General features: G+C 47.3%; 8 protein-coding genes and 1 pseudogene. All 9 read right to left on the reverse strand.

Annotated features, from left to right (window positions below; genetic code table 11):
• Nucleotides 1–358: 358 nt before the first annotated feature.
• Nucleotides 359–694 (reverse strand): hypothetical protein, encoded by a 336-nt coding sequence (locus J3351_RS06670; RefSeq protein WP_207676270.1) that lies wholly within the window; start codon nt 692–694, stop codon nt 359–361.
• A gap of 1,270 nt (nt 695–1,964) precedes the next feature.
• Nucleotides 1,965–5,102 carry a type III restriction-modification system endonuclease gene (locus J3351_RS06675; RefSeq protein ID WP_207697382.1) on the reverse strand — a complete coding sequence of 1,046 codons (3,138 nt, stop codon included), beginning with the start codon at nt 5,100–5,102 and terminating at the stop codon, nt 1,965–1,967.
• 59 nt (nt 5,103–5,161) lie between these two features.
• A complete protein-coding gene (locus tag J3351_RS06680; protein ID WP_207697383.1) occupies nt 5,162–7,036 on the reverse strand; it encodes a site-specific DNA-methyltransferase in 1,875 nt (624 codons plus the stop codon).
• A gap of 13 nt (nt 7,037–7,049) precedes the next feature.
• A complete protein-coding gene (locus J3351_RS06685; protein WP_207697384.1) occupies nt 7,050–8,441 on the reverse strand; it encodes a P-loop NTPase fold protein in 1,392 nt (463 codons plus the stop codon).
• Nucleotides 8,438–9,102, reverse strand: a pseudogene (locus tag J3351_RS06690) (DUF4391 domain-containing protein). The gene J3351_RS06685 and the pseudogene J3351_RS06690 overlap by 4 nt, the downstream one beginning before the upstream one ends.
• Before the next feature lie 9 nt (nt 9,103–9,111).
• Nucleotides 9,112–9,894: a hypothetical protein gene (locus tag J3351_RS06695; RefSeq protein WP_207697385.1), complete on the reverse strand. Its 783-nt coding sequence runs from the start codon at nt 9,892–9,894 to the stop codon at nt 9,112–9,114.
• 8 nt (nt 9,895–9,902) lie between these two features.
• Nucleotides 9,903–13,133: a helicase-related protein gene (locus J3351_RS06700; protein ID WP_207697386.1), complete on the reverse strand. Its 3,231-nt coding sequence runs from the start codon at nt 13,131–13,133 to the stop codon at nt 9,903–9,905.
• Between the two features lie 303 nt (nt 13,134–13,436).
• The gene (groL, locus tag J3351_RS06705; protein ID WP_097770751.1) at nt 13,437–15,077 is read right to left on the reverse strand and encodes a chaperonin GroEL; all 1,641 of its coding nucleotides are present in this window, start codon (nt 15,075–15,077) and stop codon (nt 13,437–13,439) included.
• A gap of 48 nt (nt 15,078–15,125) precedes the next feature.
• Nucleotides 15,126–15,410: a co-chaperone GroES gene (groES, locus tag J3351_RS06710; protein WP_005932536.1), complete on the reverse strand. Its 285-nt coding sequence runs from the start codon at nt 15,408–15,410 to the stop codon at nt 15,126–15,128.
• Between the last annotated feature and the right edge of the window lie 187 nt (nt 15,411–15,597).

Raw genomic sequence — 15,597 nt, forward strand, 5'->3', positions numbered from 1 at the left:
TTTCGGCAGCGGTGATCGTAGTTGGGGGTGGGGATGAGAGCATACGGGGAGTGGGAAGGGGGGGGGGGGGGGGGGGACGTGTTACAGAAAAACCGAAGTTTTCAAAATGATAACTCCGGTGGCTTCGTTACGGGTGCAATCAAGTTATCATTTTGGGAACCTGCTTCGGCGGGAATTGCAAATCAAGTTACGGAAAGCGTAACCTGATTTACAACCGCACAGCCCAAATTCCCATTTTGGGGATTTGGGAGTGAGCGATTAGGCGTTATGGTATTTTGGTGCTTTCCAAAATGGGAAGTGCCACTTTACTGATAAAAGCGAGCGTGGATAAGGAACTTGACAAACTTCATCAAGTTTCTCAAAGAGAAGCGTGAACCATCGCTTTACGCTGGCGGTAGTCTTTTTGCCGACAGGCATTGCTGCAATATCTGGCATCTGCCCGAATCGGTAAGAACTGCTCCCCGCAGCAAGCGCAGGTATACTTTCCTCGCTCAACGCGCTTTTTAAGCCTTTTCCGCAGATTCAGCATCTTGTGACCACAAGTCTGGAAGCTGCAATATTTTCGGTTCCGGGTCTGGGTGTAGATGACCTTGCGGCAGTATTCACACTGGATTCTGCGCACACTGGGGTCGCCATCAATGAAATATTCCATCAGGGTGTCCTGATTTTCACGTTCCCATTGTTCTGTTGTCATAGGCATCCTCCTTTGGCTGTTACGGGTGTGTGGTGGATAATGAAAAGCATTATTTGCCAAAAGTGTTACGGAAGCGTGGCTGTTATCAAAATGGTAACAGCCACTTTTGCACAATAAAGCGTTACGATTGTCTGGTTGGTGATCAAAATGATCACCAACTAAAATCTGTGCGTTATGGCTGGGTGGTAAGTGAATATTTTGTCCATTTACCACTTCCAAGTGGTGAGTTACGGTTTTCGTAACCCACCACAGAGCGATCGTGTTACAGTAATCTGGTAAGTACCGGAAATCAGCACTTACCAGATTTCACCGTGGCTTGACAAAATGTCAGGTCGAGGTCAAACGTAACACAAACGGAGTCAATGTGGACAAATTGTCTACATTGATTCAAGCTGCGGCCAATTTGCCTCATGTGGTCAAAATGTCCACATGAGGTGAGCCGTAACGCAGAATGTTCTTCTGGTGAATGACGTTTTGCGTCATTCACCACATCAACTGGCCATTTTGACCAGTTGATATTGGGTGCGCCGTTCTCCCTGCATGGATTTCCTGCCCCCTTCCGGCGGCGTTTTCCGGCTCTCCCTCTTGGGGGTCATCGCCGTGTATCCCATGCAGACGGTCTTTCGATTTTCAAGGTACGGTGCTGAATTTGGCAATAAAAAATCGCCACACAACAACCTGAACCCGACCATCCTTTCCGGGATGGCCTTGGTTCGGGTTCGTTATGTAGCGATAAGAAAGTTAAAAACTTGCTCCGGCTCCTTCGGGAGCCGAGCTGGAACTCTAAGATAAATATGTTATATTAAATTGTTGAGATAGATTACCACAAAAATTGAGCCGTGTCAACAAAAAATTCTGAAAACGGGCTACTTTCGGCAGCTTGCAAGAAAAAGTGATGGAAACTTTGGTAAAAAGAGAGGGTCGGATAGCTTGTTCTGTTTGCAACGGAATGCAAACTCGGAACTTTTTTGAGCAGAAAAACAACCGTCCGCTTCAAGTTGGGCTTGAAAACGGACGATCATTCTTGCAAAGTGATTTTCAAATTTGGGAAGCGTTTTGAAAGGTCTCATAGTGCTAGCAAGAGGTTATACAAAGACCATTTTTGCGTTGCCAAACACTTGTTGGGAAAGTCAAAACCTTGAACTGCATCGGCATGATGCAGGCTATGTGATAGCATCAAAGAATTATTTTTCCAAAGCTGCAGCCTCAGAATTTTTTATTTTCCATTTTTGCATATTGTTTTCCACAAGATGATCCTTGCATCTTACGGTTATTGCAGTACCTTATTCATCAGCTCCTGATAGCTGTCCACATGGTCGTATGTCACAAGTCCATCGGACAACTTCGCGAACAGCTTTTTAGCACAATCGATCTTGGATTTTTCGATTGGGCGCAGATTCAGGCTTTCCATTGTACCCTTTGTTTCGGCAACGAAGTAAATATGCCTCACTGCACCTTCATGGAATACAATTGCCCAGTCCGGCGAATAGTGTCCGACAGGCGTAGGGATAAAGAAACCTCTGGGCAGCTTTGCATAGATGAATACTTCATCTGCGCCATCAAGGCTTTCGGCAAATTTGCGTTCCACGCTCTTTTCGGCAGAGCCGTCGGTAAAGACATAGTCCTGAATGGCTTTCTTTGCAGGATAGGCTTTATCCATTGTCAGGCCGTGCTTTTCAGCAGTAAAGATACTGCTGTCATAGCTGCCCTCAATTGTATCGTAGGTGATATGCTCTACGATCATGGTAGCTTTCTGCTCTTTGATCAGGCGAGTGACCTTCGTGATGAACTCTTCCGGGTTGCTCTGATACATTGCAAACGTAGACGGCTTGATTCCCTTCAAAATCGCCGCAACGGTGTGGCGGGTCAAGACGGTTCCCTCCGCAATTTTTCCAAGCAGATCATAAGGAACCTGCCCATATACTGCGTGTTTCAGTGTTTTAGTGCGAGTCTGTGCAGCATTGAAGCTGTCACCACTACGTACCATGTCTGCATCCAGAGTATCCCGCTGTGCAGCATGACTGACGGCGTATTGCAGCTGGCTGACATAGAGTTCACTGTCAATATGCGTGATTGCCTTGGAAATCAGTTCATCGGAATTGAAATCAACAGTATAGGCGTACTTGTGGTTGATGGTATTCCAGAGTTTCTGGAACTCTGCTTTTTCAAACCGTCCGTTCAGCGGATTTTCCAGAACCTTTGGCTTGTTGGCATCCGCAAACATCTTCTGGAGAACGCTTGCGTCATAAATCGCCTGCACCAAGGTGTGGATGCCCTCTTCTATCGGTTTCAGAGAATCTGGAACAGGAGCAAGCGATTTTGCCTGTGCATCCTCCCGGTATTCCTTCGTCACGTTATCTTCTTCGTCCACATAGCTGTTGCGAACCAGATACTGATAAATGGCTCGTGCCTGATGGTCGTCCACCTTGACGGTTCGCCCATCCAATTTGATCGACTTTCCGGCAAAATATTCAATGGTCGCTTTCCGAGGACGGTCGTACAGCACAGCCTCGGTCTGCTTCTGCAAGCTGTCCACAAAAGCGGCATAGCTTTCGCTGGCAATAACCGTCAGGACATTGATATCCTGCACTTTATCGCCTAAAGCATCGGCATCCATGCGGCTGCCGGACTGGTTCACGCACAGGCGCAAGCCACGGCCAACTTCCTGACGCTTCTGTGTGGTGCTGTCGCTGTGCTTCAGGGTGCAGATTTGGAACACATTCGGGTTATCCCAACCTTCACGCAGGGCAGAGTGGGAGAAGATAAACCGGGTAGGCTCCTCAAAGGACAGCAGCCGTTCCTTATTTTTCAGAATCAAGTCATAGGCGGAAATATCATCGGACAGATCCGTTCCGCGCTTGACAGAACTGTTTACGCTATGCCCCTTTTTATCGATACTGAAATAGCCTTTATGCACATTGTGTACATCGACAGAATCCAGATAAGCCAGATAGTCCGGGTCAAACAGTGTGCGGTGCTCATTCAGAACAGAAAGATACTCCTGCTCGAAAATTTTTCCGTACTCACCCAGAAGTTCATTGCCTTCCTCATCGTACTGGCGATATTTTGCCACCTCATCAATGAAGAACAGAGAAAGCGTCTTGATGCCCATTTTGAAACGTTCTTGCTCTTTTTCAAAGTGCGATTCGATGGTTTCACGGATCTGCACCCTGCGCATATCATCTTCGGACACGTCACCTGTCACATCGTGAACATGCAAAGTTTCCCCATTCGTAAAAGTCAAAATGCCGGTAAATGGATCAATTTCAGAAACGACAAACCCTTTGTACTGTTCCATCTCGTTGGAGAGATAATATAGATTATCCCCCACATTCAGCTTATGAAATTCGCGCTTGGTACCACCGTTGTGAGCGACTTCCAATTCGATTTTAGCCTGCGGGGCCTTTTGAGGAGTGACAAGAATATCTTCCAGATACAGATATTTGTTGGTGCCACGTAGGTTCTTGACCTCAAAGCCCTTGACCTCGATTTTTTTGACCAAACGCTTATTATAAGCGTCCAGCGCATCCAGCACATACACCAAATTGTGCTGCTTTGCATGGGTAGCCGAATAGTTCAGTGTAAACAGCGGATTGAACTTTTTCAAGGCTTTCTGGGTGGCAGAATCCTCTTTGCCCATCTTCTGCGGCTCGTCCAGAATCAGAATCGGACGGTTGGCGGCAATCACATCAATGGGGCGGCGGGAACCAAACTCATCCCGCTTTGTGTAGATAATACGCGCAGCAGCATCGCCCTTGCGGCCTTCCACATTTTTGTCCTCGTTCATGGAAGCTGCAAAAGCCTGTGTATTGATGATCATAACATTGATGCCCGAATTACTGGAAAAGGCATCCAGCTGATTCAGGTTGCTGCTGTTATAGATGAAGAACCGTGCCTTTTTACCATAGCACTCCATAAAGTGATCTGCGGTAATCTCAAAGGATTTTTTCACACCTTCACGGATGGCAATGCTGGGCACGACCACAATAAACTTGCTCCAACCGTAACGCTTATTCAACTCGAACATCGTTTTGATGTAAACGTAAGTCTTGCCGGTACCGGTCTCCATCTCGATATCCAAAGAGCAGCGACCCAGCGGTGCCACCAGCTGGGTGGACTGGTGGATATTGCTCTCATTTTGAATGCTCTGGATATTGCGCAGAATCTGCTCATTGGTCAGCTGCAAGGCTTCATTCTTAAAACCGGAATCATCCAGAGCATCCTGAAATTCGACCTGTGTGCCGTCCTCGTAAGACTGCGTCACACTGATCTGCTGCGGTGTGCTGGGCAAATTGCCGATATCCCGCAGATAGGATACACCTGCATTGTACGGCTGACCTTGAAAGACCCGTGCCACGGCATCCACAGCATCCGTCTGGTATTGCTGAATCTTAAAACTAAACTTCATTGTTGTAACTTACCTCCGACACCAATTGAAAATAACAAGTTAATTCAATTTTCATCGAATCACAATACTTTTCTTACCGTATCGGGGCTATAAGTTTCAAAAATCTGGTCAAAATTTGTTGCAACGCTGTCATTTGCCATGGAACTGTCACGGAAAACAGCATAGTACGGCTTCATCTGCGCAATGGCCTTGACAGTCTCATCCGTCACATCATGGTCGAAACAGGCCAGCAGGAAGCCATTTGCCACGTTGAACACCTTTTTGCCTGCGATCTCTTTTACCTCAATGGGGCTGGACAGCAGCACACCCAGATCCAGCATCACCTGGAACAGCAAGTCCTCCGGGGTACGGTCTTCCTTCACGTTGTCCACCAACGAGAACAGATCCTGCTGACCGACTTCATCCGGCGTGTAGTAAACCGGCTTCATGTTGCTTTCATCCAGACGCAAGCAGCGGAAACCAATATCCAAATCAGCCAGAGCAGTCAGCCCAGCATCCTCCTTGATTTTGCGCCCAGCACGGCGGATGCGCTCCTTGCCCATTTCGCAAATATTGGAGAAAGATGTATTACCTGTGCACGGTTCTGCTAGTTGAACTAGTATGAATTTTCGATTGCCTGCTTCCTCGGCATTCAATTGCATTACTGCATCAGCTGTTGTTCCGGATCCAGAAAAGAAATCCATAACCAAAGAATCCTTATCGGTTCCGAGAGTAAGTAAATATTTTATGAGCAATGTTGGCTTTGGCGTACTAAACAAATCCGTTACCGGATATTCTGGAAAAAGCTTTTTTAATTCATATTTTGCTCCTCTGGTATGACCGGTAACTTCAAGGTCAACACAAAGTGTTGAAGGGGGAAGGCCTTCCATATCGGCCAAATATGTCCGACGGATAAGGCGCGTTTCATCTTCTGAAAAACGTAGTTCTCCAGTCTTTAACTTTTCTGCAATTGTTTCTTTTGACCAACGCCATCCATTTGCTGGGTGCTTGATAACTTTTCCACTAGGCGATGTAATATTAAACTGTAAGTTCGGACGTAGTCCAGGATTATTTACCGGATTTCCATCAAACCACGGTCCTCTTGGATCATTATCCGGATTTTTGAAATGCGATCTTTTTTTCGGATCATTTAAAAAATGTGGTTTCCAATCAGGATTCTTAGCATAAACTAGAATCGTGTTATAATCTTCTGAAAAAGTCAATGCATTATTATTGCTGTTATCGCTAGATTTCCATGCCAGTTCGGCAATAAAGCACTGTACGCCAAATGTCAAATCACATACTTCTTTTAGATTAGCATGTTCATTATGGTCAATGCTAATAAAAATCGCCCCATCATCCGCAAGCAAATCCTTTGCAATTTTCAGGCGTGGATAGATCATATTGAGCCAGTCTGTATGAAAACGACCGTTGCTCTCAGTATTGGTCACCATCCGATTGCCTTCTTCATCATACTGACCGCTGTTCCCCATATATTCGTCAGCACTCTGGGCAAAATCGTCCTCATAGACAAAGTCATTACCCGTATTGTACGGCGGGTCAATGTAGATCATCTTGACTTTGCCCAGATAGGTTTCTTGCAAGAGCTTCAGCACTTCCAGATTATCGCCCTCAATGTAGAGGTTCTCGCTGTCAAAGCCACCGGGTGTGCCGTCCTTACCAACACTGTCGGTCACCACCGGACGCAGCGTTGCCGTGATGGGCGCATTTGCCGCCAGCATCGCCTTTTTCTTGTCCGGCCATGTAAACTGGTAGCGTTCCTCCCGACCCTCCACGATGGAATCGGAAAGCTCCTGCCGCAGAACGTCAAAATCAATGGCATGTTCCACCTTGCCGTCACGTTTTACCTCGGTAATTGCATTGGGGAACAGCTTGCCGATCATCTCAATGTTGCGCTGTACACCGTCAAGGCTGTGCATTTTTAGGGTGTCCATTAGAAATTCTCCCTCATTCATATTTTGAATATTTTGATAGCAGACTGACCAATCTTAGCAAAAACGTTTTTGTCTCTGCATTAAATTCGCAGTTTCCAACGAAACAACGGTAATCATAACTTGTATAATTTTTTACGAATATTGCTTTATATACAGCAACTGCTTTTTCTTTTATTGTTACGATTTCTTTTCCTTGCTGCTCCGATTCCGGTGCAGTATTATATATTTCGTTTCTTGAAAGTAGTTCTCTAAAATGACCTTTATAGTTGGAATCCATACATTCAAGTAGTTCTATCAGTTTCTCTGGATTATGTCCTGAAATTAGTTGATTATATGAAGTCACATCGCTTATCTCTAAAGCAATCAGAAGTGGAACCATATATAATGTGCAAAATCGTGTGGCTAACCCTTCCGGATCACTAAAGTCAAATCTTCCGTCACTGTGTGTTAACTCGTATTCTGCAATTTTTATGGCTTTTAAATATCTTGAAATTTCACGGAGAGAAAAATGGAACAGCTCGATAATTTTTTTGCACACAACATCTACCGTATAGTAGTCGCTTTGGAAATTGATGCTTTGATAGTATCGGTACATATTGGCTGGCGGAAGCGAAATTCTCAAATCAAAAAAACGATCAAGGTATCTGCACGAATCGAACGCATTTCCGTAGTAATTTGAAATTGTATGTTGAAGTTCTTGTAAATTCACAGCAAATACAAATGTGACTCGTTCATTATCGAAATAATGTTTGATTTTCTCCAAAAGTTGCACGGCATAGTCTGGCTTGCATCTATCAAGTTCGTCTACAATAACAATCAAGCGATTTGCTCTTTCATCAAGTAGGTGGCCTAAAAATTCCACAATTGTACTGTGAATACTCTTGCTTTTCCGTAAATCATCGAGAACACTATCAGATTTCATTGATTCCAACACTGCTGCTGTACTTTTTCCAGTAATACAATCTGCCAGAGCTGCTACCTTTTCAAAAATTTTATTGTCTTTTGGAAAAGGCGTTTCCTCATCTACCTGTTGAAGAATGGAGTATACCAGAGATAAGATAGGGTCTCCATCATTATCATTTTCCCACGCATCGTAGTAAACACAAAGCTGCGCTTGAAATTCTGGTTCTTTGCCGCCGTGATAGTTTTTCCAGACAGTTTTGACCTCATCCCTGTATTCACTCTTTGATTCTATTGGCGAGCAGGATTCTAAAATCATTTTTGCCTGCTTGACAAAAAAAGTCTTACCGCTTCCCCATGCACCATCAAGAGCAATCGAGCAGGAATCCTCCAAAGAGTTCAGGATATCCACAAACGCATGGATATCCGTATTTCTTCCAATTTGGTCGTTCTTATATGCGGAAAGTAGGTTTTCTTCTGTTGGTTTCAGTTCAAATGATTTCATAACGTCTCCGTTTTCTTTTGTAGAGCTTTCATTTGTTGTACCAGTTCAAATTTCTTTTTCGGCTGCTTTTCCTTACGGATTTTGGCTTCCAGTGCAGCAACCTGCTTCTCTAGCTGCTCATGCTGCTTCTGCTGCTCAACGCTGTCTTTCAGGGATGCACTTTCTCCTGTGCCAAGCGCATCACCTGCGATTTGACGGACAAAGTTCTCGTATACAGCATCCAGCGTAAGTCCATCCAGATGCACCGGCAGGTCGTCCTCGTCCAGCCAGTCCGTAGAGAATAATAGCGATCAACCTTAAAGGCTGTCTTGCCCGCCGCAGCCTCCTTGTAGCCGATGACAGCACGATACTTGCCCTCGTATTCCAGCAAAAAGAGGATGTGATACGGAATTTCCCGGTCGATCTGGCGCAGCACACTCTCGTCCAGCTCCGGGGCAGACAGCCGTACCTCGAACACCTCGATCTCCGTCACCTGCTCCCCAGCCGCCAGATTCAGGGTGGTGGCAGCAATCTTATTGCGCCAGTAGATGGTCCTGATCTGCTCGACAAAGGCTCTCTTCATAGCCGGGGTAACGGCAATGTTCTCATAGAACTTCTGCTTCGGGATGCGTTTATTGAACTCGGTAGAATTTGGAAAATTCAGCAAACTATTTTCCTCCATGACCTAAAGTTAAATCTTTCCGTATTCTTCTCTCCGTTGATACATTTCCTGCAATTCTTTCAACGAGTGATCCTCAAATAACAGTGCATTACGTTCTTTTTCTAGTGCAGTTATGTATATATAAAATTCTTTATTTAACGCTTCTTCGATTTGCAACTGGTTATTCGTCAATCGTTTAATTTCACCATTTTCATCATTTTTCAGATGACTTTCTTCTTGCTCTATCGTAAATGAAAGTATCAATCCAATTGCCGACGTACTAAGTTTCCCAGCATATTCCACCAAACTATCTACCTGTGTATTTTTACGTTTATCCATAAACAGCTGTTGTATCAATATTTGATACGATATTCTAATTTGACTGGCTCTTCGCGTTGAAGAACTTAGATTATCTGCTTTATTTTTTGAGGTATCCCTGTATTCTGCAACTATATTGCTACATGAACATACCTCAAAAAATTCTTGAAACAATTTTCTTAAAAGATTTATCCGTTCGTTCTCATGTTCAATTAACTGCGATATGATTTGTAATTCATTTGTGCGATTGCTTATTTTTTCCAACCGCTCTTGCGATTTATCGTTTTCCTCCTTAAATCTTTGATTTTGCCATAGCGCAAGCAGTCCAAGAATAATTGTAGATGCATACGTCAAAATGTCTCCTGCGCTCCATTTTGCTCGAAAGAACTCTACTGTGGGTTCAATACTAAACAACCAATGTATGACAAATGCAAATACTATACTTCCTATCGCCCAAATCACAATCCATCCATATTTTCCATTTCGATTTTTCATAGTTATCCCTATTTCACAACAAGAAAGCAAATCAACTCAAAATCATCCAGCCCAGACACCTGACTGAGTAATGCCGTTGTTCCGCCCGCAGAGAACAGGCTGTCGATATCGCTTTCTTCCTTAATATCAATGATCGAGTCAATGGCTTCACTCAGCAATTCGGACATTTCTGCCATGTCCTTTCCATCGTCTGTTTCCCGGTTGAAGCGTTCATACACCTCTTTGATTGGCTCAGTCTTTCCACGGCACAGCAGCCGGATATCGTCCAACATCTTTTTGGGGTTCAGGTAGTCGCAGATGATCTGCCCATCCATGCCGATGTAAACCATGTAGAACGGATGGATGCGGTTCCGATTGTCCACATTGACGCTGTTATTGATGTTTTTCAGCACGAAGATCACACCCTCCGGCAGTTCATCCGTAGCCGGAACCACCGCATGAAGTCCACGGGGCTTCTTGTCCAGATCACCATTGTGTTTGATGTAATCCAGCAGGTCGAGCCGGAACTCGTTCAGGCCCAGATCCATAATGGAGATGCCGTCCGACATATCTTCGATGTCAACGACCTCTTCCTGCAAGCGTTTCAGCTGTGCCTTGCGGTACTCCAAATCGCCCTTTTCTTCGGGGTTAATAAGGTCATCATCGCCGGTGGAGGTCATAACGGTGATTTTCATGCGGGTCTCCACACGGGATTTCAGGTTGATGTAATCGTCCAGCGTCAGATCAGGCCAGAAGTTCACAAGTTGGATGTACTGGTTTCTGCTGCCGATACGGTCGATTCGTCCAAAACGCTGGATAATGCGTACCGGGTTCCAGTGAATGTCATAGTTGATCAGATAATCGCAGTCCTGCAAGTTCTGACCTTCAGAAATGCAGTCTGTCGCAATCAGCACATCAATTTCCGTGGCACTACCGGGCATCAGAACATCCCGGTCTTTGGAAATGGGAGAGAAGCAGGTCAGCACGTTGTTGAGTGTTGCCTTGAAGCCTTTGATCGTGGTACGTCCGTCAATCGAGCCGGTAATTACAGCGGTATTCAGCCCATATTTCTGCTTTACAAACGCACTCACATTGTCAAAGAGGTACTCTGCCGTATCCGAAAATGCAGAGAAAATCAGCACTTTTCTGTTGCCGACATTGATCGGGTGCTCAATTTTTTCGGACAGCAGCTGGAACAGTTCTTGCAGCTTTGTGTCATGCTGCGGCGTGATATCTGCCACCATAAAGGTCAACAGCTCCAGAATTTCTGCATCTTTCCGAAGCTCCGTACGCCAGCTCTTCCAGTCCATATCCGCAAGGTCGATTTTGACTTTTTTGCCGACGGTGAAAAAGTCAGTGTTTTCATCGTCCATGTCAAAATCGTCTCCGGCCATGTCGTATATATCCAGATCAGCGTGGCCGGAGCGTTCAAACTGGTCAATGGACTGAATCGTACCATCAATCAGTTTCTTGATGCGCGTCAGGGTCAGCTGGAACGAATGTACAGAGCTTTCCAGCCGTTTCAGCAGATTGATACTCATCAACCGACAAATACCCTGCTCACGGCCTCTCTGGGTCAGATTTTCTCCCTTATTGTGCGTCAGCTCCTGATATTTCTGGATCTTACTTGCGAAGATGTAGTTGGAGGGCATATAGACGCACAAGCTCAGCTGAATCAGCTGCTCATAAATTTCGTTGTAGTTGATGGCATTATTCAGGTCTGTCAGACATGGCCGAACGGAGATCGGCTTCAACCGCTCTGGGAACTTTCCGATAGCGTTGGTGTTGTAGTACTTCTCGATATGCTTCCGAGAACGTGCGATGGTAACACTGTCCAGCAGCTCGAAGAAGTCGAAATCCAATGTCCGTAGCAGCGCATCCGTGGTTCTCTCTTCTGGTTTCAGTTTGCTCCATGCGTTAAAGGCTTTTTGCGCCTGCTTAAAGATGTCTTCAATGCTCTTTGAGGTGTTCAGCCTTTCATCCAGATATTCGGAGTTTCCCTCATAGGCAAGGGCCAGCTGATTTTTCAAGTCAACAAAGCGGTTATTGACAGGCGTTGCCGAAAGCATCAGCACCTTGGTCTTAACTCCGGCACGGATCACCTTATCCATCAGCCGCTGGTAACGATTGTCCTGCGTCTTGCTATGAGTTCCGATTCCATTACGGAAATTGTGCGATTCATCAATGACGACCAGATCATAGTTGCCCCAGTTCAGGCGATCCAGGTCGAGGCCATTCGACTTTCCGCCGCTTCTGGACAGGTCTGTATGGAACAGGACATCATAATTCAGCCGATCCGATGCAATCGGGTTGTTCACATAGTTGTCCTTGTAGGTATTCCAGTTCTCTGCCAGCTTTTTGGGGCACAGCACAAGAACCGACTTGTTTCGATTCTCATAATACTTTACGACTGCCAGTGCGGTAAAGGTCTTGCCAAGGCCAACACTGTCCGCAAGGATGCAGCCGTTGTACTTTTCCAGCTTATTGATGATGGCAAGCACCGCATCCTTCTGGAAGTCGTACAGCAGGCTCCAGATTTTGCTCTGCTTAAAGCCGGTTGCCTCATTCGGCAGTTCGTCTTCTGAGATGTCGTCCAAAAACTCGCTGAACACATGATACAGCGTCATAAAGTAGATGAACTCCGGGGAATTTTCAGCATAAGCCGTGCTGATATTCTCCAGTACTACATCTGTGACATCCTGCATTTTGTCCCGGTCGTTCCACAGGGTATCGAACAACTTCATGTACTGCTGTGCGAACGGAGCCTCCATGCAGTTGACCATGTTGTAGCTGTTATTTCCGCGCTCACAGCCAATATCAACTGTCGTAAATCCGCCAATCGGCATATAGGCGGTCTGTGCTGCGCCGGAATCCACAGTCATAAAGCCAGCCATATTTTCACCGGTGGTGTTCGATTTGAACGTAGCCTTCCTTCTGATCCAGTCTGCACACTCCTTTGCGATGGCTCTCTGGGTCATCTCATTGCGCAGTTTGATTTCAAACTCTGTACCGTAAAGGCTTGTTTCACGGGAAATGCGGGGAATGTAGAACTCCCGCTTCTGCTTTTCAGCCTTTTCTTTCACAAACGTGGGGGATGTAAAGATAAATTCAAACTCGTCTATGGTTTCCAGCTGCTTCTTTAGCTCTTTGTAGGCATACATCGAAAAGCAGGCTGCCGCAATAGACACCCTGCTGCCTTTTTTGATTTCGACCCGCAAATCATCTCGAACGGTATTGGTGATGTTATCCAGAATTTTCATATCATCCACCGGCTTTATGCTTATCCGTATTTTTTATAGCCTTGACTATGAAAGCACTCTTACAAAACTCTATTTCTATTATACCACCCACTTTTTCCCCTGTAAACGAAAAAGCTGACGGTGTGTAGCGTGCAGCATCCATCAGCTTTTCGTGACACAAAAATCGGCACCCGCTTTTCAGCGAGTGCCGATTTTGTTACCCTATAATGCGCTTTGATTTTTGGCGTAAGTGGCGTAAGTTTGGCGTAAATCCGCTTTTGCGCGCTCCAAAAATCAAGGATTCATGCGGTTTTTGGGCAGCTATTAGTACATGCCGCCCATGCCGCCCATGTCACCACCGGCTGCGGGAGCAGCGGGGGGTTCGGGCAGGTCAGCGACCAGGCTCTCGGTGGTCAGCACCATCTCAGCGACGGATGCTGCGTTCTCCAGAGCGGAACGGGTGACCTTGGTGGGGTCAACGATACCGGCGGCGATCATATCCTCAACAAAGACCTCGTTCTGAGCGTCGAAGCCGTAGTTGGGCTTGTTGGCAGAGACGATCTTGTCGATGATGACGCTGCCTTCCAGACCGGCGTTCTTGGCGATCTGGCGCAGAGGTGCCTCCAGAGCCTTCAGGACGATCTTGGCACCGGTGCGCTCATCGCCTTCCAGCGTGTCGCACAGGGCGCGCACAGCGGGGATGGCGTTGATGGGAGCGGTGCCGCCGCCAGCGACAACGCCTTCCTGAACGGCAGCCTTGGTTGCGTTCAGAGCGTCCTCGATGCGCAACTTCTTATCCTTCATCTCGACCTCGGTAGCAGCACCGACCTTGATGACTGCAACGCCGCCGGCCAGCTTTGCCAGGCGCTCCTGCAGCTTCTCACGGTCGAAATCGCTGGTGGAAGCCTCGATCTGGTTGCGGATCTGTGCAATGCGGGCTGCAATGGCATCCTTATCGCCTGCGCCGCCCACGATGGTGGTGTTCTCCTTGGTGACCTTGACCTGACGGGCATGGCCCAGCATCTGGACGGTAGCGTCCTTCAGCTCATAGCCCAGATCAGCGGACACAACAGTGCCGCCGGTCAGGATAGCGATATCCTGCAGCATCTCCTTGCGGCGGTCGCCAAAGCCGGGAGCCTTGACAGCGCAGACGTTCAGGGTGCCGCGCAGGCGGTTGACGATCAGGGTGGACAGAGCCTCGCCCTCGATGTCCTCAGCCACGATCAACAGCTTCATGCCGTTCTGCATGACCTGCTCCAGCAGGGGGACCAGATCCTGGATGACGCTGATCTTCTTATCGGTGATCAGGACGGCGGCGTTGTCCAGAACAGCCTCCATCTTGTCGGTATCGGTGACCATATAGGGGGTCAGGTAGCCGCGGTCAAACTGCATGCCTTCCACGATCTCGTTGTAGGTCTCGGCGGTGGTCTTGTTCTCCTCGATGGTGATGACACCGTCGGAGGTGACCTTCTCCATAGCCTCGGCGATCAGGCGGCCGATCTCGGGGTCACCGGCAGAAATGGTGCCGACGCGGGCGATATCGTTGCTGTCCTTGACCTTCTGGCTGTGGGCCTTGATGGTCTCAACGGCCTTGGCAACAGCCTTGCTCATGCCGCGGCGGATATCCATGGGGTTGGCACCGGCGGTAACGTTCTTCATGCCCTCGGTGACCATGGCCTGTGCCAGAACGGTTGCGGTGGTGGTACCGTCGCCTGCGGCATCGTTGGTCTTGGTTGCGACCTCACGCACCAGCTGTGCGCCCATGTTCTCGAACTCGTCCTTCAGCTCGATCTCCTTGGCAATGGTCACGCCGTCATTGGTGATGACAGGTGCGCCGAACTTCTTGCCCAGCACCACATTGCGGCCCTTGGGGCCCAGGGTGATCTTCACGGTATTTGCCAGGGTATCAATACCGGCACACAGTGCCTTGCGGGCATCCTCGCCCTGCTTGATCTGTTTTGCCATAATCAAATCGCTCCTTCAAAGCTCAAATTTCAATTTCAGAGGGGAAACTTACTCCACGATGGCCAGGATATCGCCCTGACGCACGATGGTGCACTCCTCGCCGTCCACCTTGACCTCAGTACCGGAGTACTTGCTGGTCAGGACCTTATCGCCAACCTTCACGGTCATCTTGACTTCGTTGCCGTCCACGATGCCGCCGGGGCCAACAGCCACGACCTCAGCCACCTGGGGCTTCTCCTTGGCGCTGCCGGTCAGGATGAGGCCGCCCTTGGTGGTCTCCTCGACTTCAACGGCCTTGATAACAACACGGTCTGCAAGAGGAATGATCTTCATAGTTCTTGCCCTCCTATAATAAAATATAATGAAAACTTTTTTGGCACCTTTGGCCCATTCCTGCTGGGCCTTCGGTTGTTTAGCACTCCTTTTCTCTGAGTGCTAAGTGTATTGTACTCATCTCAAGGGTAAAAATCAAGGGTTTTCTCAAAATTTGTTTGTTAAGAATTTATGACAACGCAAAAGC

The sequence above is a fragment of the Faecalibacterium sp. Marseille-Q0746 genome, from assembly GCF_017377595.1.
Classification (GTDB): Bacteria; Bacillota; Clostridia; order Oscillospirales; family Ruminococcaceae; genus Faecalibacterium; species Faecalibacterium duncaniae.